Source organism: Arthrobacter sp. 05T444 (assembly GCF_056395905.1).
Map to the genome: position 1 here is coordinate 1 of NZ_JBFTKK010000001.1, position 22,538 is coordinate 22,538.

The window sequence follows — 22,538 nt, forward strand, 5'->3', positions numbered from 1 at the left end:
CGCCAAGATCGGCCTGGACCGCGGTATCGGCGGGCCGCTCCTGTCGGCTTCGAGCTACTTCATGAAGTCCCCGCCGGAGCAGTTCAATGACGACCTCGCCCGTGAAAAGGTCGAGGCCTTCATCCGCGGCGACCTCGAGCGCTAAACCCTCTCCCTCCTTCCGCGACGCTCTCTCACTTTTGGTGGGTTGTGGCGCGATGCTCTCTCACTTTTGGTGGGGGAGCGTCGTGCTTTAAGCGTCCTGTTCGTAGCGCCGGATGGCGTGGCTCGCCTGGGCGAGGGCGAGGAGCTTTAGCAGCAGTTGGCTGTGCAGGTGCATGCCGACGGCGGCGGTGAGAATGAGCTGGTCGACGCTGTCTGGGGCGGTCGTCACCGCGATGTCGAGTCCGGCGACGTCGTCCATGGCCTTGCTGTAGGTATCCAGGAGCTCGCTGGAAACCCGAATGTTGAGGTTTTCCATCAGCTCGAGATGGGCGTTCAAAGCACTCCGGGCGTCACTTGGGTAATCCGGCCAATTCCGGAGACGCACGACGGCGTCCCCCGCCGGTGCGCGGACCCCGCCACTGCTGGTGGTGGAGGCGCCCAGGTCCAGCACCACGCGCTGAACCGCCGCTAAGAGCGTAAGGCGCGGGGCGCCGTCGTCGGCCATTTTGAGGAGACCGCGGATCTGCTCAATGTTCAGTCCGACTATCCGGCGGAGCGCCTGGATCAAATTGAGACGCTCGACGTGCCTGGCCGAATACTGCGCGCGAGTTGCGTGGACGGTCTGGCCGGCCGGCAACATGCCCTCGCGGAGGTAGTACTTGATGCTGGCGGCCGAGACTCCCGAGTGCTCGCTCAGTTCCTTGAGCTGCATGCCGCGTTCCTTCCTGCGAAGTCCCGGATCCACTGGATAGCGAATCCGGCGCCAATTATCCTGATGTACGTGTACTGGATAGTGGTTCTATCCTAAGGGCATGGACCACTGGAATGTACTGCTTATCAGCCACGTGACCGCCGCACTGTTTGTCCTTGCGATCGGCCCCTTCCAAATTCTTCGCCGACGCCGCGACCGTTTCCACCGCACCATGGGCTACCTATGGGTGGCGGCCATGTACTACGTCTGTGTCAGCAGTTTCTGGATTGTGACGGCCGGGCATTTCACCTGGCTGCACGGGCTGTCTGCCTTCACCATCGTGACGGTCACCCTTGGCCTCATCGGCGCGATCCGACGTGACATGCGGTCGCACCTGCGGAACATGATCGGCAGTTACATCGGCATTGCCGTTGCCTTCATCTTTGCCGTCGCGGTGCCCGGACGCGCGATTCCGGAGCTCCTTGCCGAGGACCCGGCCACCGCAGCGTACGTTGCCGGGCTGGTGGTGCTGTGCGTGGTGGTGGTCTTCGTTTCGCTCAAGCGCGGCGGTTCCACGAGTGCCCGGGGCGGTTCGAAGACCCAGGCGGAACTGGCTACGGGACGGGCAGCTTCGGCCGCTTCGGCAGGTCTGGCAGAACGGGCTGATCCGGCTGATCCGGCAGAACGGGCAGAACGGGCAGAACAGCGGGACGGACAACCAGCAGCGGGCCGGAGTTCTTGGTGAAGGACCGGACGCTCTCTCACTTCCTGCAGGTCTTTGGGTGACGCTCTCTCACTTCCTGCATATTTGGACGTGACGCTCTCTCACCCGGCGTCGGCGAAGCCCGATAACTGGGAATGATCTCGCCACGCGGTGCGCAACGTGCGCTTGATCTTGCCGATGGCCGCTTGGAAATCGTCAGCAAGATCGTCCTTGTCCAATATCAGGACAGTCCAGCCGGCGGCTTCGAAAGCCTTGTCACGGCGTCTGTCACTAAGGGACTGTGCGTCGAGGAGGTGATGTCCGCCGTCGTACTGGATGGCGAGCCGCCGATGGCGGTAACCGAGATCGGCGGTAGGCGACATGCCGTCACCGATGCGCAATGCCAGTTGGAGACCCGGCTCGGGGAGGCCGGCATCGGCCATCGCCAGGCGAAGCAACGATTCCGGCGCGGAGTCGGCGCCGACCCGCATCAGATCCAGTGCTGCCCGGGCACGGACCACACCCTGCAGGTTCGGATGGTGACCCGCCAAGGTGCGCAGTCCGTCCAAGGTGTCGTGGGGCTGCGTCCGTCCCTCGAAGACCAGTCGCGGGATGCGGACTAATTGGTCACCCATGCACACCAGATCACTCACCGACAGTCGTCGCGCCAAATCCAGCCACGTCCGCGATCGCGTGCTGATGCGGATGCCGTCGGCCCACTCAGTTTCGTCTTCCAGTGCCAGTACCGTGTGGCCGAGTACGCCGCTGCGGCGCACCGAGGGCAGGGCCCGGGGCTTGCTTAGATGCAACTCCGTCGAGTCGGCCAGCCAGGGCGGCAGCAGTTGGCACCGAAGCCGTGCCGCAGTGACGTGTGAGATCCAGGCCCCTGGCGATGCGTTCGACAGCGCCCGCGCCGCGGCCTCCAGCTCAAAGCTCCAGTCCGACGGGCGGTAGAGCCCTCGACCCACATGGACCACGTCTTTTCGCCGCAGCCTGTTTGCGGAAACGCCTGCGGCCCGCGCCGAGTCGATCGTGAACGGAGCTGTTGCCAGCAGTCCGGGCAGATTATTGCTCATTTGCATGCAGGCAGTCTGACCCAAAAGCGGCGACGCTGCAGAAGTTATCCACAGGCAGTCGCTGGGCGCACGGAAGTGAGAGAGCGTCGCCTTGGAGGCGGCAGGAAGTGAGAGAGCGTCGCCTTGGGCGCACGGAAGTGGGAGAGCGTCGCCTTGGGGCGGCAGGAAGTGGGAGAGCGTTGGGGGTGGGGCGGCAGGAAGTGAGAGAGCGTTGGGGGTGGGGCGGCAGGAAGTGAGAGAGCGTTGGGGGTGAGGCCGCAGGAAGTGAGAGAGCGTCGCCTTGGGGGCGGCAGGAAGTGAGAGAGCGTCTAGAACAGGCCCACCGGGTTGCCGTCCGTGTCCACGTCCATCCGCAGGGCCGCCGGCACGGCAGGAAGCCCGGGCATCGTCATCACCGCGCCGGTGAGGGCCACGATGAAGCCTGCGCCGGTCTTGGGAATCAGGTCGCGCACGTGGATGGTGAAGCCCTTGGGTGCGCCCAGCCGGGAGGCGTCGTCGGTGAAGGAGTACTGCGTCTTGGCCATGCACACGGGCAGCCCGGACCAGCCGTTCTTCTCAATGTCCGCCAGCCGCCGCAGTGCAGGCACGGAGAAATCCACCCCGTCCGCGCCGTAGATCTCCTGCGCGATGGTCCGGATCTTGTCCTCCACAGACAGCTCCAGCGGGTACAGGTGACGGAAGTTGTTGGGCCCGGCAACGGCAGCCGCCACCTTCGCCGCCAGTTCATCGCCGCCGTCCCCGCCTCCGCCACGGCCCCAGACATCCGCCACGGCAGCCTGGATGCCTTCCCCTGCACACCAGTCGAGCAGCCAGTCAAGTTCCTCCTGTGTGTCCGTGGCGAATTTGTTGATGGCCACCACGGGGGTGACGCCGAACTTCTCCACGTTGCGGACGTGGCGGCGGAGATTGGCCACACCGGCGGCCAGCGCCTCAACGTTGGGCTCCTTCAGTTGGTCCTTGGCGATCCCGCCGTGCATCTTCAGGGCGCGGACCGTGGCCACCACCACGACGGCGGCCGGTGCCACGTCCGCGATGCGCGCCTTGATATCCATAAACTTCTCGGCCCCCAGGTCCGCGCCGAAGCCGGCCTCCGTGACCACGATATCAGCGAGCCGGCGGGCCGTCTGCGTGGCAATGAGGGAGTTGCAGCCGTGGGCAATGTTGGCGAACGGGCCGCCGTGCACCAGCGCCGGGGTGCCGGCGATGGTCTGCACCAGGTTGGGCTTGATGGCGTCCTTGAGCAGCAGGGTCAGGGCGCCCTGGACGCCCAGGTCGGCCACCGTGACCGGCGCGCGGTCGTAGGTGTAGCCGAACGTGATGCGGCCCAGCCGTGCCCGCAAATCTGCGATGTCGGTGGCGAGGCAGAACACCGCCATGATCTCCGAAGCCACGGTGATGTCGAAGCCGTCCTGGCGCGGGATGCCCTGCGTCGGTCCGCCGAGGCCGATCACCACCTCCCGGAGTGAGCGGTCGTTCATGTCCAGCACCCGCTTGAACGTCATGCGGCGCGGGTCGATGTTCAGCTCGTTGCCCTGGTAGATGTGGTTGTCCACCAGCGCCATGAGGGCATTGTTGGCCGACGTCACGGCGTGGAAGTCGCCGGTGAAATGCAGGTTGATCTCGTCCATGGGCACCACCTGGGAATAGCCTCCGCCGGTTGCCCCGCCCTTCATCCCCAGGACCGGCCCGAGCGAGGGCTCACGCAACGCGATCATCACCCTGTGGCCCGCCCTGGCCAGCGAGTCGGCAAGCCCCACCGTGGTGGTGGACTTACCCTCACCGGCAGGAGTGGGCGACATCGCCGACACCAGAACCACTTTTCCCTGCGCGGCCGCGGCGGACAGCTTGGCCGGATCGATCTTCGCCTTGAACCGGCCGTAGAGCTCCACGGCCCCGGCATCGATGCCGGCGGCGGCCGCGATGTCCCCGATGGGCCGCAGGCTGGCGCCGCGGGCAATTTCCAGATCGCTCGGAGTGCTGCTGTCAGACATCGTCGTCCTTTGGTTCGGGGGAATCCGTTTGGGTCTTCTCCGGCCGGGCCCGGCTCAGCCGGTGAGCCGCGGAACGTAGCCGGCCGGCACGCTGTGGCCGGCTGGGAACTCGTCGACGGCGGCATGGTAGCTTTCCAGCGTGATGGCGGCCGTGCGCTGCCACCCCGAGCTCTGCGCGTGCACGGAGGCCGCGCGGCCCATGTCCTCCCTCGTGACCGGGTCGTCATAGAGGGCTTCGAGGGCGTCGGCCCAGTCAGCGGCCCGGTGGCCGTCCACCAGCAGCCCGGTGCGGCCGTCAAAGATGGCGCGGGACAGCCCGCCAACACGCGTGGCCACCACAGGCGTGCCGCAGGCCTGGGCCTCCAGCGCCACGAGGCCAAAGGACTCGCTGTAGGACGGCATGACGACGACGTCGGCCGAGCGGTACCAGCCCGCCAGCTCGGCCGCGCCGACCGGCGGGTGGTGGGTGACGGCGTCGTCCATTCCGGCGGCGGTGACCAGCGACTTCAGGTTGAAGTCCTTCGCGCCGCTCAGCGCTCCCAGAATGGTCAGCTTCAGGTCGATGTCCGGACGGCGCTCGCGGAGCAGGGCGGCCGCCTTGACCAGAATCTGGGGCCCCTTAAGCCGCTGGATGCGGCCGGCGAACAACAGGTGGAAGGTGCCCGGCAGGATGCCGTGCGCGGCGCGTGAGCGGCCGCGGAAGGCGGGGGTGAAAACGGCGAGGTCAACGCCCGGGGGAGCGACGTCGATGTGGTCAAAGTCGGCGTCGTAGTGCGACACGAGTTCGGCGGCCTCGGCGCTGGTGTTGGCGATCAGCCGCGCGGCGCCCTCCACGATCCGGTGTTCGCCGTCCTCACGGCGGCGCGGCTCCGGCTTTTCGCCGGACTGCAGGAGGAGGTTCTTGACCTTGGCCATAGTGTGCATGGTGTGGACCAGCGGGACGCCCCACAGCCTGGAAAGCTCCAGTCCGGCCACGCCCGACACCCAGTAGTGGGAATGGATGATGTCGTAGCGGCCGTGCGGCTGCCGCTCGCGGATCCGTTCGATCTCGGCCACCATGCTGTGCAGCAGCTCCGGCAGCTCCTCCTTGGGCAGCTTCCGCGTCGGTCCGGCCAAGACGTTGTGGACGCACACCCCGGGGTCCGGATGTTCGACGGCGGGCTGGCCGGCGTCCGTGGACCGGGTGAAGATCTCCACCTCCACGCCGCTTTCGGCGAGTGCCGACGCCAGTCCGCGGATGTATACGTTCATGCCGCCGGCGTCCCCGGAACCGGGCTGCTCCATCGGGGAGGTGTGAAGGGAGAGGAAGGCCACGCGCTTGATCGGGGTCACGGCTCTCCTTTCGGTTCACGGGGACTCACACACGCCAGCGCCAACTGCGGCGCCCGGCCCGGGAACTGCATCCGGTAAAACACTACTCCTGAAGCGCCCGCGCATTCACGGCCCGGGCCCTCGTGACCGGCTGTAGACGTTCTGCTGCCCGCCCCATAGGCTCCAACCATGGCTTCCATCATCGTTTGCAGCGGTCCTCACGACGGCCACGTTTCACCGATGCTGGGCGTTGCCCGGCGACTGATCGACCGCGGGCACCGTGTGCGGTTTCTGACGGGTCCTGCATACCAGGAGGCGGTCCGGGCAGTCGGTGCAGAATTTGTGCCCCTGGGTGCCGGGGCCGAGTACACGCCCCCGGCCAGCAGCGCCAAGGGCATTGCGGCGGTGCGGGAGGGCGTCCGCGTGCTGGTTATCGAGCCGGCGCGCGGCCAGTTCGAGGCGTTGTCGGCGGCGATCCAGGCCGAACCGACAGATCTGGTTCTTGCAGAAGTCACGTTCGTCGGAGCCGGCACACTCTCGGGGCTGCCGCTGGAGGACCGTCCGCCGGTCATCGCCTGCGGCATCCTGCCGTTAACGCTCTCCAGCGCGGACTGCGCGCCGTTCGGTCTCGGTCTGGCGCCCGGACGCGGGCCGGCCGCCCGCCTGCGGAACCGCGCCCTGAACTGGCTGGTGGAAAAGATCCTGCTGCGGGACAGCGACCGGCAGGTCGACGCCATCATGCGGGAGCTGACAGGAGTGGGGCTGGAGGGGCTATTCATGCTCGACTGGCCGCGGCGGGCGGAACTCATCGCGCAGTTTACGGTCCCTGAGTTCGAATACCCTCGATCGGATGCGCCGGCGAACCTGCGCTACTTCGGACCGACGGCCCGGCACGTTCCCAGCGGCATTGCAAGGCCCGAGTGGTGGGGAGATCTGAACGGTTCCCGTCCGGTGGTCTACGTGACCCAGGGAACCGTGTCGAACACAGACTTCTCGGCACTCGTGGCGCCGACCTTGGAGGCGCTCGCGCAGGAGGACGTGACTGTGGTGGTCAGCACGGGGCGGCGTCCGCTGGCTGATTTGCCGCCGCTCCCTGCGAACGCGCGTGCCGCCGAATTCCTGCCCGACGCCGAGCTCATGCCGAAGGTCGCGGTGTATGTGACCAACGGGGGATACGGCGGACTGCACTACGCGATGGAAAACGGCGTGCCCATTGTGGTCGCCGGAGACACTGAGGACAAGCCCGAGGGAGCCGCCCGGGTTGCCTGGGCAGGCGCAGGAATTAGTCTCGGAACCGGGCGGCCGGCCCCGGCTGCCATCCGGGATGCTGTGCAGAAGGTCTTGAGTGACGGGCGATACCAGGCCGGCAGCCGGCGGATTGGCGCGGCGATCGCGGCGTCGCCGGGCGTGGACGGCCTGATCGACGAGCTGGAGGTGCTGGTGTCGAGGTGAGGCTGCGGCCGTCACGCAGCTGCGGCCGTCGGGGCACCGTTCGAAGTAGCACGCCCCGGTTAACTGCGGCTGTCCCCGCCGGATCTCCGCCACAACGTCGCCAACCCGGGGAACGCGGCCTCGTACCCGGCAAGCAGCTGTCCGGCGAGTTTCTCCGTCCCTACCAGCGGGTGAGCGGCGAAGGCTTCCAGCGCAGCATCGCGCTCGCCGCCGGCCGCGGCCTGCACGGTGAGGAGCTCCACGCGCTTCACGCGCTGCATGAGGCTCAGCTGCGGTTCGGCCGGACGGTCCTGCGCAATGGGCACCGCGCCGCTGGCGGTCACGGTGCAGGGAACCTCGACGACGGCGTCCGGCGGCAGCCCTGGAATCGCCGGCTCCGCGCCGCCGCCCGGTCGAGAAACGGCTGAGTTCCGCGTGTTGAGGATCAGCTGGGTGCTGCCGCCGTCCGTGCCAGACCCGCCCGGTCCTTCACCGACAAGTGCCCGCATCACCGCCAGCGCCACCTGTTCGTAGCCGCCGCCGGCAAGATCCTCGGCATCGCGCGCCTCTCCGGCGCTGCGGGCTTCGGCCAGATAACCCTCTTCGCGGGACCTGCGTGCGGCATCCCACAATCCAAACGCCGCCTCGCCAGCGGCGGCCAGCCGGGGATACAGCTCGGCCTGCTGGCCATGGATGGACTCGCCGCGGGTGCCCTCCATGGCGCGCATCGCCGCGGCCGCCCGCGCTGTTTCGTAGTAGTAGAACAGGTATTCGTTCGGCAGGACGCCCAGCGCCTGCAGGACGGGCTGCGGAAACAGCCTGCCCTCCTCGAAGCCGGCAAGCGCGCCGGCGTCGGCCAGCAGCCCCGGCAGGAGATCACGGCCGCCGGACTCCAGCCGGTACAGCCAGCCGAGATGGTTCAGCCCGTAGTAGCCCACGCCGTCGAGCTTCCCGGCAGGCAGGGGCGCGCCCGCAGCCCTGGCGGCGCGGTGGACCAGGGCGCTCGCGGAATCGCAGATGCCAATGACCTTCCGGCCCAGCACGGGCAGCAGCGCTTCGGTGACCATCCCCGCCGGATTGGTGAAGTTGACCAGCCACGCGTCCGGGCAGTGCGTCCGCATTTCGCGGGCCAGTTCCAGCATGGCGGGGATGGAGCGCAGCGCGTACGAGATGCCGCCCGCGCCCGTGGTTTCCTGGCCCAGCAGCCCGAGGTCCTGCGCGACGCGTTCATCCGCTATCCGGCCTGCCGTCCCGCCCGGCCGGATGGCTGCAAACACCACGTCGGTGCCCGCCAGTGCCTCGCGGAGGGACGAGGTGGTGGTCACCGCCAGGGGCTGCCCGACGGCGGCCCTGCCGTCCGTCCCGGAGGCCGCCGCCATGGAGCGGAGCACCGCGCTGATGGCAGCGAGGCGGCCGGGATCGACGTCGAAGAGCACCAGTTCCCGGACCAGCCCGGCGTATGGCCCCGAGCAGAGCGCCCGGTACACGAGGGGAACCCGGAATCCGCCGCCACCGGCGATCATGAGCCGCATGGCAGGAGTCTATGCGCACTGTGCCGCTTCGCCATCCATCCGCTCACCGTTGCGGACCGGCGGCGAGCACCGCCGGTCCTGGCCGTACCCCCAGACCTTGGGGTTTCAACACCAAGGCCCACGGCGTAGTGTGCCGAACATGGATGCGATTCCCGCAGGCCGCTTCGATCCGCTCTCTTCCGTCCGAACGACGTCGGCCGGAGGTTTTGACCTGCTGCTGGCCGGGACGGTGTTCCAGGACATCATTTTCACGGGACTGCCGCACGCGCCCCAGCCCGGGACCGAAATCTGGAGCGAAGGGATGGGAAGCTGCCCCGGGGGCGTGGCGAACCAGGCCATCGCGGCCGCCCGGCTGGGCCTGCGGACGGGCCTTGCGGCGGCGTTCGGTGACGACGGCTACGGGGACTACAACTGGAAGATTCTTGCCGGGCAGGAGCACGTGGATCTGTCCCTGTCTCGGCGCGTTCCGGGCTGGCATTCGCCGGTGACGGTGTCCCTGAGTGTGGACCACGACCGGTCCATGGTGACCCACGGGCATCCCGCGCCGGTGACGGCCTCCGAGCTGATCGGGGAGCCCCCGCCCGCACTGGCGGCAGTGGCGGACCTCGGCCACGAGCTTGAGCCCTGGGCGCTGGCGGCGCACAACGCCGGCGTGAAGCTGTTCGGCGACGTGGGCTGGGATCCCAGCGGCGAGTGGTCGCACGCCCGGCTCGAGAATCTGCGGTATTTCCACGCCTTCATGCCCAACCAGCGCGAGGCCATGGCCTTCACCGGCAAGGAGAATCCCTGGGCCGCCCTGTACTCGCTGGCGGACCGTGTGCCCGTGGCCGTGGTGACACTGGGGCAACAGGGAGCCATGGCCGTGGACTCGGAGACCGGCGAGGAGGAATGGGTGCCGTCCCTGCCGGTGACCGCCTACGATCCCACGGGGGCCGGGGACTGCTTCGGGGCGGCGTTCGTGGTGGGCTGCCTGGCGGGTTGGCCGCTGGGTGACAGGCTGCGGTTCGCGAACCTGTGCGCCGCACTGGCCGTCCAGGAAGTCGGGGGCTCGCTCGCGGCGCCCGGCTGGGGGGACATCGCTGACTGGTGGAAGCGCGCCATCGCCCGGCCGGAACGCCGGGGGAGCCAATGGATGCGGCGCTACGCCTTCCTCGCCGACATCGTCCGCGACGTGCCGCCGGAGGCCCAGCGGCGGGCGGCCGCCACGATCGCACACCTGTCGGACGCCTAGCCCCGCCCGCCCAGGCCCCGCCAGGCCCCGCACCGGCCTGCGCCGCTCGGCGAATTATCCGGCCCCGGGCGCCAGCATTAGAATCAATAGAGTGACATATCCAGCAGCAACAGGAGACCTCCCCCGCGCGACAGGTCCGGTGCCGCACCTGTCCCAGGAACGGTCCGCCGTGATCGACCTCGAAGCCATCCGCCACAACGTGCGGCGTCTTGTGGCAGCCGCCTCGCCGGCGCGGGTCATGGCAGTAGTGAAGGCCGATGCGTACGGCCACGGCGCGGTACCGGTGGCGCGCGCAGCCCTTCAGGCGGGAGCCAGCTGGCTGGGAGTGGCGCACATTTCCGAGGCGCTGGCCCTCCGCGCCGCCGGCATCGAGGCGCCGTTGCTCGCCTGGCTGCACACCCCCGAAAGCAACTTCGGCGCAGCGGTGGCCGCCGGCGTCGACATCGGGTGTTCGGGCTGGGAGCTGGAGCGGATCGTCACTGCCGCCCGGGACCAGGAGCGTCCGGCGCGCATCCATCTCAAGGTGGACACGGGCCTTGGCCGGAACGGCGCCACCGTGGAGGTGTGGGACCGCCTCGTGGGCGAGGCCATGGAATACCAGGACGAAGGCCTGCTGCGCGTGGTGGGCATTTTCTCGCACCTCGCAGTAGCCGATGAACCCGAGCGCCCCGAAACCGACGATCAGCTCGCCGCTTTCCGCGACGTCCTGGCCATCGCCGAGGACGCCGGCGTGGACCCCGAAGTCCGCCATTTGGCCAACACCCCGGCCACCCTGTCCCGGCCGGACACGCACTTCGACCTCGTCAGGGTGGGTCTCGGCATCTACGGCCTGTCGCCGTTCGAGGGGCAGACGTCCGCTGAACTGGGACTCCGCCCGGCAATGACCCTGCGCACGGTGGTGGCCCACTGCAAGGACGTCCCCTCCGGCCAGGGCGTCTCCTACGGGTTCAACTACCGCACCTCCGGCGAAAGCACTCTTGGACTCATCCCGCTGGGCTACGCGGACGGCGTGCCGCGCGTGGCCACCGGCGGGCCGGTGCGGGTGGAAGGCGTCACCTACCCGGTGGTCGGCCGGATCGCCATGGACCAGATGGTGATCGACCTCGGCCGCCGGGACGTATCAGCAGGCGGCCACAGCGTCCTCGGCGCGGAGGCCCTGCTCTTTGGCGACGGCGCCGACGGCGGCCCCACCGCCGATGACTGGGCCCGTGCCGCCGGCACCAACAACTACGAAATCGTGACCCGCATTAGCCCCCGCGTGCCGCGCACCTTCATCAACGAAACGCCCGCGCAGTGAGCCTTCCGGCAGCCCTTAATCCGCCGCGCTGGGTCCAGACCCTGAAAGTCACGACGGCGGAACAGACACACGCACTCGGCGCGGCACTCGCGGAGCTGCTGCGGGCGGGGGACCTGCTGGTCCTCACGGGTGAACTTGGCGCGGGCAAGACGACGTTCACCCAGGGCCTCGGGGAGGGCCTGGGGGTGCGGGAGGGCATCATTTCGCCCACCTTTGTGCTGGTCAGAATCCATCCCAACCTCCCCGGCGGTCCCAGGCCCGGCGGCCCGGACCTGGTCCATGTAGACGCCTACCGGCTGGGATCGGCGTCGGAAATCGATGACATCGATCTGGAAAACACCATGGATTCCTCCGTCACCGTGGTGGAGTGGGGACGTGACCGCGTGGAGCACCTGAGCGAGAGCCGGCTCGAGGTGGAGCTGCACCGCACTATTGGAAGCGCCACTGTTGGAAGCGGCGCACTTGAACACCCTGCGGTCGGAGACGGCCCGGACCCAGGCGCCGAACCGCGAGGGGCGGACGCTGTCCTGGACTTCGATACCGAGGACGACGACGAGCCCCGCACTATCATCATCCGCGGCTTCGGGCCGCGCTGGGAGGACCAACCCGTCCTGAAGCAGGCCTCCGAAGGGACATCCTGATGCTCATCCTTGCCATCGATACCTCCGCCGTGGCCAGCGCCGCACTGGTGTCCGACGATGCCCTCGAGGGCGTCGTGGGCAGCTTTTCCACCCAGGACACGCGCACCCACGCCGAGGTGCTCGCGCCGGGAATCGAGAAGCTGCTGGCCGAAGCCGATGTCACGGGTGCGGACGTCGACGCAATCGTCGTCGGCGTCGGGCCCGGTCCGTTCACCGGGCTCCGCTCGGGCATTGCAACAGCCCGGACCCTTGCCTATGTCTGGGGCAAACCGCTCTACGGACTGATGAGCCTGGATGCCGTGGCACTGGAAGTGGCCGAGTCAACCGAGGCGGCGCCCGAGTTTCTCGTGGCCACCGATGCCAGGCGTAAAGAGGTGTATTGGGCCCGGTATACGTTGCAGGTGGGCCAGCTTCCCAGGCTCGTGGACGGGCCGCATGTGGGTTTCGCCTCCGATCTTCCTGACCTGCCCGCCTACGGCGCCGGCGCCGGGCTGTACTCCGATGTCCTGCGGGCCGACCCGGACTTCAGCACGGAACAGCCTGACGCGCTGTATCTGGGACAGTTCGCCCTGGCGAGGCTGGAGGCGGGGGAGCAGCTCATGGACTCCACGCCGCTGTACCTCCGTGAATCCGACGCACAGGTTCCGGGCCCCCGGAAGCGCGCGCTGTGAACGGCCTGTCCGGAACCACCAGGCTGCCGGGCCCGGGCGTGACGGTCCGGGACATGGTTCCGGCCGACATCCCGGCGGTTCATGAGCTGGAGGTGCGGCTCTTTCCGGTGGATGCCTGGCCGCTGCAGATGTTCGTGGACGAGCTGGCCCAGCCCGAGACCCGACGCTACCTGATCGCGGAGGCGCCGGACGGCATCGTCGGTTACGCGGGCCTGATGTGCATCGAGCCGATCGCCGACGTCCAGACCATCGCCGTCGTACCGGAGTATGAAGGCAGGGGCATCGGATCGGCCCTGCTCACGGAGCTGATCCGTGAGGGCCGTCGCCGGGGTGCGGCGGACGTCCTGCTTGAGGTGCGGGCCGACAACCCCCGTGCGCAGCAGCTCTACGTGCGGTTCGGATTTGAGCAGATCCATGTCCGGCGGAAATACTACCGCGACGGCGTCGACGCCCTCATCATGAGGCTGGAGCTCGCGGATGTCCTCACGGTCCACGAGGACATCCCGCACGAGGACGTCCGCTACCAAAACGTCCGCTACCCGGACGCCCGCTACCAGGACGCCGAAATAAACAGCGCCGATCAGCACACAGCCGGCCAGCCCGGCGAAACCACCCCCACGGAGGCAGACCAGCAATGAACCGTTCCCAGCCGCTCGTGCTCGGCATCGAGTCCTCCTGCGACGAAACCGGCGTCGGAATTGTCCGCGGAACGGACCTCCTGACCAACACCGTGTCCTCGTCGATGGACGAGCACGTCAGGTTCGGCGGGGTCATTCCAGAGATCGCATCCCGCGCGCATCTGGACGCCTTCGTGCCCACGCTCCAGGCGGCGCTCGCCGAGGCGAAAGTCACCCTGGCCGATATCGACGCCATCGCCGTCACGGCCGGCCCCGGGCTGGCCGGCGCTCTGATGGTTGGGGTGTGTGCGGCGAAGGCCCTGGCGGTGGCCACGGGCAAGCCGCTGTACGCCATCAACCACCTCGTGGCCCATGTGGGCGTTGGTCTCTTGGACTCACAGTCCGGAACCGCGGGCGGTCCAGGCAACGCGCCGTCGCTCCCCGAGAACCTGGGTGCCCTGCTGGTGTCCGGCGGCCACACGGAAATCCTGCGGATCCGCAGTATCACCGACGACGTTGAACTGCTCGGCTCCACCATCGACGACGCCGCCGGCGAGGCCTACGACAAAGTGGCGCGGATCCTGGGCCTGGGCTATCCCGGCGGTCCCGCCATCGACCGGCTCGCCCGCGAGGGAAACGCCAAGGCCATCCGCTTCCCGCGGGGACTCACGCAACCCAAATACATGGGTACAGCCGAGGAGCCCGGCCGGCACCGCTACGACTGGTCCTTCAGCGGCCTGAAGACCGCGGTGGCCCGCTGCGTGGAGCAGTTCGAAGCCAAGGGTGAGACGGTCCCCGTGGCGGACATAGCAGCGGCCTTCCAGGAAGCCGTGGTGGACGTCATCACGTCCAAGGCGGTCCTCGCGTGCCGGGAGCACGGCATCACCAACGTCCTGCTGGGCGGCGGCGTGGCGGCCAACTCGCGGCTGCGCCAGCTCACTGAGCAGCGCTGCTCCGCCGCCGGCATCAGGCTGCATGTTCCGCCGCTGGATCTTTGCACGGACAACGGGGCGATGGTGGCCGCCCTGGGAGCCCAGTTGGTCATGGCAGGCAGCGAGCCGAGCGGCATCGCCTTCGCCCCGGATTCCTCGATGCCGGTGACCACCGTGTCCGCGCCGGCAATGGAACTGGCCGGGACGGCTGCCGCCTAGGCCCGTCCAGGCCGGACACGAAAAGCTCCAAGTGGTCCTACGCGGTGGGGCCGTTCCGCATCTGCTTTACCAGGTCCAGCACCACAGCCTGCAGGTTACCGCCGCTTTCGGCCGCAACCCGGCGCTGGCGCTGGTAGCCGGCACCGCGGCTGATGATCTTCTCGACGTCGGCCAGTTCGTCTGGGCAGCCCAGCTTCGCGGCGATGGGTTCGAGGCGGTTGAGGGTGTCGAGCAGGTGCTCGGTGACGAGCTGCTCGTTGCCCTGGGCGTCCAGGATGATGATGGCTTCCATCCCGTACCGGGCGGCGCGCCATTTGTTTTCCTGCACATGCCACGGCGGCATAGTAGGTATGGTCCCGCCGTTGTCCAGGGTGGTGGAGAACTCGTGGACCAGGCATTGCGTCAGGGCGGCGACGGCTCCCACTTCCTCCAGCGTGGCCAGTCCGTCGCAGATGCGCATCTCGACGGTGCCCAGGTTGGGCACGGGCCGGATGTCCCAGCGGATCTCCGAGAGCGCGTCGATCACGCCGGTGGTGAACATGTCCTGAACGTAGGACTCGTATTCTTCCCAGCTGGGGAACTGGAAGGGCAGTCCGGCGGTCGGCAACTGCTGGAACATGAGGGCGCGCTGGGACGCATAGCCGGTGTCCTCGCCGCCCCAGAACGGGCTGGAGGCGGACAGCGACTGGAAATGCGGGAAGTAGTTGACCAGGCCGTCCAGCACAGGGAGCACCTTGTCCCGCCGGTCCAGCCCCACATGGACGTGGACGCCGTAGATCACCATTTGCCGGCCCCACCACTGGGTGCGGTCGATCAGTTTGGCGTACCTGGCTTTGTCCGTGACCGGCTGCAGCTGGGGTGGGCTGAACGGGTGGCTGCCGGCGGAGAAGACCTCTACGCCCATGGGATCCGTGACTTCGCGGACGGCGGCAAGGGACCGGCTCAGGTCCTCCTTGGCTTCCGCGGCAGTCTCGCAGATCCCGGTGACAAGCTCCACCGTGTTCAGCAGCAGTTCCTGCTTGATGTGCGGGTGTTCGTCGTCTTCGTTCAGCTCGGGGTGCCTGGCAGAGACTCCACGCAGCACCTCGTTTGCCACGGAGGCAAGTTCGCCGGTCTGCGCATCAACGAGTGCGAGCTCCCATTCCACACCAAGAGTTGATTGCCTGGATGAAGCGAAATCAATCTTCATGTATTCCTCTCGCTGTCTGCAGTCCCGTTTGCTGGCCGTTTCTGGCAGAACGGTTGGCAGGGGAACGGTCTTCCAAGTCTAGTGCAGGGGTAGCATCAAGATGATGGCTTGGCTACAGAGAGCGCGTGAGAGTCTTCACATGACTGCTTCCGCCAACCCCGCCAAAAACAAACCCGTCCTGACCGCGGCCGCCCTCGCGTTGCTGCTCGGGGCGGTGGCCTGCACGCCGCAGCCGACGCCGCCGTCGTCGTCCGACGCGGCACCGGTGCCGAGTCCACTCGGTTCCGGTTCGCCCGCATCGTCCGGTTCAGGACAACAGCCGACGACGGCGGCACCGCCGCCCGCGGCAACCCCGCCGAGGGCGCCCGGCAAGGGAACGGCGCCGCTGGGCTGGGGACCGCAGCAGCGCGACGAGGCGGCGGCTGCTGCGGCTGTGGCCAGCATGACGCTGAGTGAGAAGGCCGGGCAGGTGCTCCTGCCGTTCTATACCGGCCTCAACCACGAGGCACAGGCCGCCACGGTTGAAAGGCTTCACCTGTCAGGCTCCATGATCATGGGCGACAATGTGCCCCGGGCGGCCGACGGACTCGTCGACGTCAGGAGCATGACGGCCGCCACCGGGCGGCTGGGCGCCGCTTCCCGATCCGGCGGCCGGACGTGGCCCGGACTGATCGGCGTGGACCAGGAAGGGGGATTGGTGGCCCGGCTGGGTGCCCCGCTCACCGGCTGGCCATCCCCCATGAGCTACGGCGCAGCCGGCAGCGTGCCGCTGGCAACTGAAGCAGGCAAGGGGCTAGCGGCGGAACTCGCAACGCTCGGTTTCACTGTTGACTTCGCGCCGGACGCCGATGTCACCATCGGCCCGGCTGACCCCACCATCGGCGCCCGCTCCATGTCCGCCGATCCCCGTGCCGCAGGAAACCTGAGCGTCGGGTTCTCGCGCGGCATGCTGGCAGCCGGCGTGCTGTCCGCTGTCAAGCATTTTCCGGGGCACGGTTCCGTGACGGTGGACTCACACAAGGACCTGCCCGTCCAGAAGGCCACGGTCGCGCAGCTGAAGGCCAGGGACTGGAAGCCCTTCCAGTCGGCCGTGGCCGCCGGGTCCCCAATGATCATGGCCGGACACATTGCTGTGCCGGCCCTCGAACCGGGCGTCCCGTCGTCGCTCTCGCCGGCCAGTTATGCGGCGCTGCGGGCCATGGGGTTCAAGGGAGTGGCCGTCACGGACGCCCTGAACATGGGGGCCGTGAGCGCGCGGTACCCGCGCGGCTCGGCGGCCCCGGCTGCACTCGCCGCAGGCGCTGACCTGCTGCTGATGCCCGCCGACGTCAATGCGGCCCACGCGGCGATCGTCACTGCTGTTGCTGCCGGCAAGCTGTCGGCAGCACGCCTGGACGAAGCGGTCCGCCGCGTGGTCACCATGATGATCTGGCGCGGACGGACGAAGCCAGCGCAGCTCAACGCTCTTCCGGGCAGCGCCGGGAGCGTGTCGGCAAGAGTGTCCGCCCGGGCCGTCACGGTCCTCGCGGGGCAATGCCGGGGTCCGCTGGTTCCTGGCCGGCTGCGGGTGACGGGCGGGACGGCTCCGGACAGGGCGCTCTTTGCCGCTGCTGCCAGGGACGCGGGCATCGCGCTGGGTGCAGGACCGCTGGTCACCCTGATCGGATACGGCGGCGTTCCTGCGGGCGGAGACATCGCCGTGGCACTCGACGCGCCGTGGCCGCTGGCCGGGTCTTCCGCACCCACCAAAGTGGCACTGTACGGCCGGACGCCCGGCGCCTTCCGGGCCCTGCTGGCGGTGCTGGCCGGCAAGGCGACGGCCCCCGGCAAGCTGCCGGCCGCCGTCGGACCTTACCGCCAGGGTTCCGGCTGTCCCTGACGCCCGCCGTCTCGAAAGTGCCGCCGAGCGTCACAAACCAGAGATTCCGCGAGCCGTCCGGCCTGCCGGGGGTGGCAGCCGGCAGCATGCCCGTTTAATGGAGGGGTGCCGATTCTGAATAAAGACATGACCCTGTGCATCTCGCTCTCGGCCCGGCCGAGCAACAACGGGACCCGCTTCCATAACTACCTGTACGACCAGCTCGGACTGAACTGGATCTACAAAGCGTTCGCGCCCACCGACCTGGCCCAGGCGATCGCGGGCGTCCGCGGCCTCGGCATCCGGGGCTGCGCCGTCTCCATGCCGTACAAGGAAGACGTGATCGCCCTCGTCGACGCCATGGACCCGTCAGCCAAGGCCATCGATTCGGTGAACACCATCGTCAACGACGGCGGCCGCCTCACCGCCTACAACACCGACTACACCGCGATCGAGCAGCTGCTGGAACGCAACGCGGTGCCCGCGGAATCCTCGGTGCTGCTCAAGGGCGCCGGCGGAATGGCCAAGGCCACCGCGGCGGCACTGCGGGACGCCGGCTTCAAGGACGTCACCATCATCGCCCGGAACGAGACCGCCGGCCGGGCGCTCGCCGGTCTCTACGGATTCCAGTGGAGCGCCGAGCTCGGCGGCGCCACGGCGGACCTGGTCATCAACGTCACGCCGGTCGGCATGGCCGGTGGCCCTGAGGCCGGCTCGCTGTCCTTCCCCGTCGAAGCCGTCGAGGCCGCCAAGGTGGTGTTCGATGTCGTGGCCCTGCCGGCAGAGACGCCTCTTATCAAGGCGGCGCGGGCGGCCGGCAAACAGGTCATCACCGGCGCGGAAGTGGCCACCGTCCAGGCGCTGGAACAGTTCGTGCTGTATACCGGCATCCGCCCCACCGACGAGCAGGTGCGGGACGCCGAAGCGTTCGTGCGCGCGCAGTAGCGAACGCTTGGTAGGGCCCTGGAAGGGCTTAGCCCGGCTGGACCGGCTCCACGGAGACGGTCACTCGGTCCTCACCGATCCTGGTGAGGACCAGGGTGGCCGTCTTTTTTCCTGCTTTTTTCCCGCTGCCCTTCCCCGCCGGGAGGAGCTGCTTCCGGAGCTCCTCCGGAGTGACGGACGTGCCGCGCTTCTTGATGTCCAGCACGCCGATGCCGTTCTGCTTCACCCAGGCTTTGAGTCCCTTCACGCTGTACGGCATGACCTCCAGGACTTTGTAGGCGCGGGCGAAGGGGGTGTCCACCAGAGCCGGGGCACAAATGTAGGCAATATGTTCATCCACGAGGTGTCCGCCCAGCTGCAGGGCCAGGTCCGCCACGAGGCCGGCGCGGATCACGGCGCCGTCAGGTTCGTAGAGATAGCCCTCCACGGGCCCCACAGGAGCCGCCGGGCCGCCGCCGAAATCCTCCGCGCTGGTGAGTTCCGCCGCCCCCTGCGGTCCGAGCAGCAGCGCCGCCCGCCGCACCCCGGCCCGGGCCACCGCATTGAACCAGAGCGAGACCTCGGTGACGTCGCCGCCCACCGAGACCCACTGCGCCTCGCAGCCGGCCGGCACGGAGTCGTGCGGCATGCCGGGGCCCATCTTGACACCCACTGCGAGCCCTGATGCGGCGAGCGACTCGACGAAGGACAGCGGAGGCGAAAAGGCCTCAGGGTCCCAGATCCTCTTAGTCCCGGATGTGGATGTAGTGCGCCGCGCCGGATCCAGCCAGACGCCGTCCGCGTCACCGAGGGAAACCGACGTCGCGTCCGAATGCACCACCGTGGCGTGCGGAAACGGGATGAGGTTGATGGTGGCGCACGCGGCGGTGGTCTCATCGACCTCCACGGCAGTCACGGCGATGTCCAGCGACGCCAGCGCCATGGAATCCGCGCCCAGGCCGCAGCCGAGATCGGCAACGTGCCGCACGCCCGCCTGGGCGAAGCGCTGGGCATGCCTGGCCGCCACGTTGAGCCGGGTGGCCTGCTCGAGGCCCGCCTGCGTGAACAGCATCTGGCGGGCGAACTCGCCAAACTTTCCTTCCGCCCTGGTCCGCAGCCGGGACTGGGTGAGTACTGCGGACACGAGGTCGGGGGAGTGCCCCGCCTTGCGGAGGCTTGAGTTGAGCGCAAAGGACTGGTCCTCGCGGTACGGACCCAGCGAGGCCAGCAGCTGCCATCCTTCTTCGGTGAGGAGCTGTGCGATCTGGTCCTGCGGTGCGTCAGACATGCAATCAAGCCTAGTGGAGTGCCCGCCGGCCGCTTGCCGATAGGGTGGTCTGAATGGAACCAAGCGCAACGCCCAGCCCCGATCAGCCTGACCGCAGCCGCACCGGCCTGGCCCGGTTTTCGCATCTGGCCCGGTACGCGCGCACCGCGCTGATCGCCGGCGCCGCCGTCGCCGTCGTCTGCCTCGTGCTCCTGGTGATCATCTTCCTGCTGGACTCCTTCAACGCCACCGTCTATTCGGTGGGCGGCAAGGACATCAACGACGCGACCGACGAGGCGCGCCAGATCCGGGAGCTGTACTCGGGGGTCCGCATCGGCGGCGTTGTCATCCTCATCGTCTCGGCGCTCACGGCCGCCGCCTCCGCCGTCATTCTCGTCCGCCAGCGCAAGAACGCGCCGGACGGCGACGACGACGGCGGCGAAGACGTAGGGTTCGACGCCCTCACCGACCGCTGACGGCAGCGCACCGGCTGTTCACCGCGGACGAAATTCTGGCACTCACCTTGACCGAGTGCTAACCACTTACATAGAGTCGTCATTAGCACTCTCCCTAGGAGGGTGCTAACACATGAAGAACTGCCAGCCTGGCTGCTGCCGGCACCGCGACGACGGTCTGCCGCCAAGGCGCAACAGTTTTACTGTCCATGAATTTGCTGACGAAAAGGAGAGGTCCGAGTGTCGGTCTCTATTAAGCCTCTTGAGGATCGTATTGTTGTCCGCCCGCTCGAAGCCGAGCAGACCACGGCTTCCGGCCTGGTCATCCCGGACTCCGCACAGGAAAAGCCGCAGGAAGGCGAAGTTGTTGCAGTAGGCCCCGGCCGCTTTGACGACAACGGCAACCGCGTTCCGGTCGACGTAGCCATCGGCGACGTCGTTATCTACTCCAAGTACGGCGGAACTGAAGTCAAGACCGGCGGCGAAGAGTACCTCGTGCTGTCTGCCCGCGACGTTCTGGCGATCGTCGTAAAGTAACTCTTTGAATCCCCGTGCCGCTGATCTGGTCTGACCGATCGGCAGCACGGGGTTTCTGTCTTGAAAGGACAAAACCATGGCAAAGCAGCTTGCGTTTAACGACGCTGCCCGCCGGTCGCTTGAAGCCGGCATCGACAAGCTCGCCAACACGGTCAAGGTGACGCTTGGTCCCCGCGGCCGCAACGTCGTGCTGGACAAGAAGTGGGGCGCCCCCACGATCACCAATGACGGCGTGACCATCGCCCGGGAAATCGAGCTGGATGACCCGTACGAAAACCTTGGCGCGCAGCTGGCCAAGGAAGTAGCCACCAAGACCAACGACGTCGCCGGCGACGGAACCACCACCGCCACCGTGCTGGCACAGGCCCTGGTCAAGGAAGGCCTGCGCAACGTTGCTGCCGGCGCCGCGCCGGGCCAGATCAAGCGCGGCATCGAGGTCGCGGTTGAAGCCGTTGCCGCACGCCTCCTCGAGAACGCCCGTCCTGTTGAAGGCACCCAGGTTGCCAGCGTGGCAGCCATCTCCGCCCAGAGCGACGAGATCGGCGAGCTCCTGGCCGAGGCATTCGGCAAGGTCGGCAAGGATGGTGTGATCACCATCGAGGAGTCCTCCACCACGCAGACCGAGCTGGTCCTCACCGAGGGCATGCAGTTCGACAAGGGCTACCTGTCCCCGTACTTCGTCACCGACGCTGAACGCCAGGAAGCCGTCCTCGAGGACGCCCTCGTCCTCATCAACCAGGGCAAGATCTCCGCCGTCCAGGAATTCCTGCCGCTGCTGGAAAAGGCGCTGGAGAGCTCCAAGCCGCTGTTCATCATTGCTGAGGACATCGACGGCGAGGCCCTCTCCACGCTGATCGTCAACCGCATCCGCGGCACCCTGAACGTCGTTGCCGTCAAGGCACCGGGCTTCGGTGACCGCCGCAAGGCCATGCTGCAGGACATCGCCACGCTCACCGGTGCGCAGGTTGTCTCCCAGGAACTGGGCCTGAGCCTGGATTCCGTCGGCCTCGAGGTGCTGGGTACCGCCCGGCGCATCACGGTCACCAAGGACAACACCACCATCGTTGACGGTGCCGGCTGCGCCGAGGATGTTGCAGCACGCGTTGCCCAGCTGCGCGCCGAGCTGACCCGCACCGACTCCGACTGGGACCGGGAAAAGCTCCAGGAACGCCTGGCCAAGCTTTCCGGCGGCATCGGCGTGATCAAGGTCGGCGCAGCCACCGAGGTCGAGCTGAAGGAGAAGAAGCACCGCATCGAGGACGCAGTGTCCTCCACCCGCGCTGCCCTCGAAGAAGGCATCGTGGCGGGCGGCGGTTCGGCTCTCATCCACGCACTGAAGGCACTCGATGAGGACCCGTCTGTTACGGCCCTCCAGGGCGACGCAGCTGCAGCTGTGGGCATCGTCCGCCGCGCACTGGTCCAGCCGCTGCGCTGGATTGCCCAGAACGCCGGTTTCGACGGATACGTCGTCACGGCCAAGGTTGCCGAGCTGGAGAACAACAACGGCTTCAACGCCAAGTCCGGCGAGTACGAGGACCTGATCGCGGCGGGCGTCATCGACCCCGTCAAGGTCACCCGTGCAGCCCTGCGCAACGCGGCTTCCATTGCCGCGCTGGTTCTCACCACCGAGACCCTGGTGGTGGAGAAGCCGGCCGACGAAGACCAGCACGCAGGCCACAGCCACTAGGCTGCAGCCCCGCGAACAGCGGTCCCGCTCACCGCGGTAGTGCCAAGAAAGGGCCGGTCCAGCAGCAGCTGGGCCGGCCCTTGTCGATGGCGAACATTGCACCATCGACAACCCCCTTTCGCCGACCTGGGGAC

19 protein-coding genes and 2 pseudogenes are annotated in these 22,538 nt (G+C 67.9%); 14 read left to right on the plus strand and 7 right to left on the minus strand.

The genetic code is table 11. The features are described 5' to 3' along the window. A pseudogene (locus AC1DD3_RS00005) lies at positions 1-145 on the plus strand (inositol-3-phosphate synthase); the annotation flags it as partial. 87 nt (positions 146-232) lie between these two features. On the opposite strand, the gene AC1DD3_RS00010 reads toward AC1DD3_RS00005, so the two are convergent. Beyond that, on the minus strand, positions 233-856 hold the full coding sequence (locus tag AC1DD3_RS00010) for a MerR family transcriptional regulator (RefSeq protein WP_476880711.1): 624 nt from the start codon (positions 854-856) through the stop codon (positions 233-235). Positions 857-956: 100 nt separating this feature from the next. Here AC1DD3_RS00010 and AC1DD3_RS00015 point away from each other — a divergent pair, with 100 nt between their 5' ends. Continuing rightward, positions 957-1,580, plus strand: coding sequence for a DUF2306 domain-containing protein (locus AC1DD3_RS00015; protein ID WP_230121519.1), 624 nt, complete (start codon positions 957-959; stop codon positions 1,578-1,580). Positions 1,581-1,660: 80 nt separating this feature from the next. On the opposite strand, the gene AC1DD3_RS00020 is transcribed toward AC1DD3_RS00015, so the two are convergent. From AC1DD3_RS00020 to mshA, 3 genes are all read right to left on the minus strand, one after another. After that, positions 1,661-2,620, minus strand: a complete 960-nt coding sequence (locus tag AC1DD3_RS00020; RefSeq protein ID WP_476880712.1) for a DUF559 domain-containing protein — start codon at positions 2,618-2,620, stop codon at positions 1,661-1,663. 302 nt (positions 2,621-2,922) lie between these two features. Further along, positions 2,923-4,605 carry a formate--tetrahydrofolate ligase gene (locus tag AC1DD3_RS00025; RefSeq protein WP_476880713.1) on the minus strand — a complete coding sequence of 561 codons (1,683 nt, stop codon included), beginning with the start codon at positions 4,603-4,605 and terminating at the stop codon, positions 2,923-2,925. Between the two features lie 54 nt (positions 4,606-4,659). Further along, positions 4,660-5,937, minus strand: a complete 1,278-nt coding sequence (gene mshA / locus AC1DD3_RS00030; RefSeq protein ID WP_230121468.1) for a D-inositol-3-phosphate glycosyltransferase — start codon at positions 5,935-5,937, stop codon at positions 4,660-4,662. Between the two features lie 168 nt (positions 5,938-6,105). Here mshA and AC1DD3_RS00035 point away from each other — a divergent pair, with 168 nt between their 5' ends. Next, complete coding sequence (locus tag AC1DD3_RS00035) at positions 6,106-7,368, plus strand: glycosyltransferase (protein ID WP_476880714.1); 1,263 nt, start codon at positions 6,106-6,108, stop codon at positions 7,366-7,368. Positions 7,369-7,427: 59 nt separating this feature from the next. On the opposite strand, the gene AC1DD3_RS00040 is transcribed toward AC1DD3_RS00035, so the two are convergent. Continuing rightward, positions 7,428-8,879 carry a family 4 glycosyl hydrolase gene (locus AC1DD3_RS00040; protein ID WP_476880715.1) on the minus strand — a complete coding sequence of 484 codons (1,452 nt, stop codon included), beginning with the start codon at positions 8,877-8,879 and terminating at the stop codon, positions 7,428-7,430. A gap of 139 nt (positions 8,880-9,018) precedes the next feature. Here AC1DD3_RS00040 and AC1DD3_RS00045 point away from each other — a divergent pair, with 139 nt between their 5' ends. The 6 genes and pseudogenes from AC1DD3_RS00045 (at position 9,019) to tsaD (ending at position 14,487) form a co-directional block, all read left to right on the plus strand. Then, positions 9,019-10,110: a carbohydrate kinase family protein gene (locus AC1DD3_RS00045; RefSeq protein WP_476874516.1), complete on the plus strand. Its 1,092-nt coding sequence runs from the start codon at positions 9,019-9,021 to the stop codon at positions 10,108-10,110. A gap of 91 nt (positions 10,111-10,201) precedes the next feature. Then, positions 10,202-11,407, plus strand: a complete 1,206-nt coding sequence (alr, locus tag AC1DD3_RS00050) for an alanine racemase (RefSeq protein ID WP_476874517.1) — start codon at positions 10,202-10,204, stop codon at positions 11,405-11,407. Further along, entirely contained in the window at positions 11,404-12,048 is a 645-nt protein-coding gene (tsaE, locus tag AC1DD3_RS00055; RefSeq protein WP_476880716.1) for a tRNA (adenosine(37)-N6)-threonylcarbamoyltransferase complex ATPase subunit type 1 TsaE, read from the plus strand. Before alr ends, tsaE begins: the two co-directional genes overlap by 4 nt. After that, a complete protein-coding gene (gene tsaB, locus AC1DD3_RS00060) occupies positions 12,048-12,719 on the plus strand; it encodes a tRNA (adenosine(37)-N6)-threonylcarbamoyltransferase complex dimerization subunit type 1 TsaB (RefSeq protein ID WP_476880717.1) in 672 nt (223 codons plus the stop codon). Before tsaE ends, tsaB begins: the two co-directional genes overlap by 1 nt. A 53-nt stretch (positions 12,720-12,772) precedes the next feature. Next, a pseudogene (gene rimI / locus AC1DD3_RS00065) lies at positions 12,773-13,192 on the plus strand (ribosomal protein S18-alanine N-acetyltransferase); the annotation flags it as partial. A 161-nt stretch (positions 13,193-13,353) separates the two neighbouring features. Next, the gene (tsaD, locus tag AC1DD3_RS00070; protein ID WP_476880718.1) at positions 13,354-14,487 is read left to right on the plus strand and encodes a tRNA (adenosine(37)-N6)-threonylcarbamoyltransferase complex transferase subunit TsaD; all 1,134 of its coding nucleotides are present in this window, start codon (positions 13,354-13,356) and stop codon (positions 14,485-14,487) included. A gap of 37 nt (positions 14,488-14,524) precedes the next feature. Here tsaD and AC1DD3_RS00075 read toward each other — a convergent pair whose 3' ends face one another. Next, positions 14,525-15,676 carry a glutamate--cysteine ligase gene (locus AC1DD3_RS00075; RefSeq protein WP_476880719.1) on the minus strand — a complete coding sequence of 384 codons (1,152 nt, stop codon included), beginning with the start codon at positions 15,674-15,676 and terminating at the stop codon, positions 14,525-14,527. Between the two features lie 139 nt (positions 15,677-15,815). On the opposite strand from AC1DD3_RS00075, the gene AC1DD3_RS00080 reads away from it, so the two are divergent. Then, on the plus strand, positions 15,816-17,555 hold the full coding sequence (locus tag AC1DD3_RS00080) for a glycoside hydrolase family 3 protein (protein WP_476880720.1): 1,740 nt from the start codon (positions 15,816-15,818) through the stop codon (positions 17,553-17,555). Positions 17,556-17,660: 105 nt separating this feature from the next. Beyond that, entirely contained in the window at positions 17,661-18,479 is an 819-nt protein-coding gene (locus tag AC1DD3_RS00085; RefSeq protein WP_476880721.1) for a shikimate 5-dehydrogenase, read from the plus strand. A gap of 28 nt (positions 18,480-18,507) precedes the next feature. On the opposite strand, the gene AC1DD3_RS00090 is transcribed toward AC1DD3_RS00085, so the two are convergent. Further along, positions 18,508-19,746, minus strand: a complete 1,239-nt coding sequence (locus AC1DD3_RS00090; protein ID WP_230118624.1) for a THUMP-like domain-containing protein — start codon at positions 19,744-19,746, stop codon at positions 18,508-18,510. Positions 19,747-19,799: 53 nt separating this feature from the next. Between AC1DD3_RS00090 and AC1DD3_RS00095 the strand changes: the two genes are divergently transcribed. The 3 genes from AC1DD3_RS00095 (at position 19,800) to groL (ending at position 22,404) form a co-directional block, all read left to right on the plus strand. Then, positions 19,800-20,201 carry a hypothetical protein gene (locus tag AC1DD3_RS00095; protein WP_230118625.1) on the plus strand — a complete coding sequence of 134 codons (402 nt, stop codon included), beginning with the start codon at positions 19,800-19,802 and terminating at the stop codon, positions 20,199-20,201. Between the two features lie 219 nt (positions 20,202-20,420). Then, positions 20,421-20,717 (plus strand): co-chaperone GroES, encoded by a 297-nt coding sequence (gene groES / locus AC1DD3_RS00100; RefSeq protein ID WP_230118626.1) that lies wholly within the window; start codon positions 20,421-20,423, stop codon positions 20,715-20,717. Positions 20,718-20,793: 76 nt separating this feature from the next. Beyond that, positions 20,794-22,404, plus strand: a complete 1,611-nt coding sequence (gene groL / locus AC1DD3_RS00105; protein WP_476880722.1) for a chaperonin GroEL — start codon at positions 20,794-20,796, stop codon at positions 22,402-22,404. Positions 22,405-22,538 lie beyond the last annotated feature (134 nt).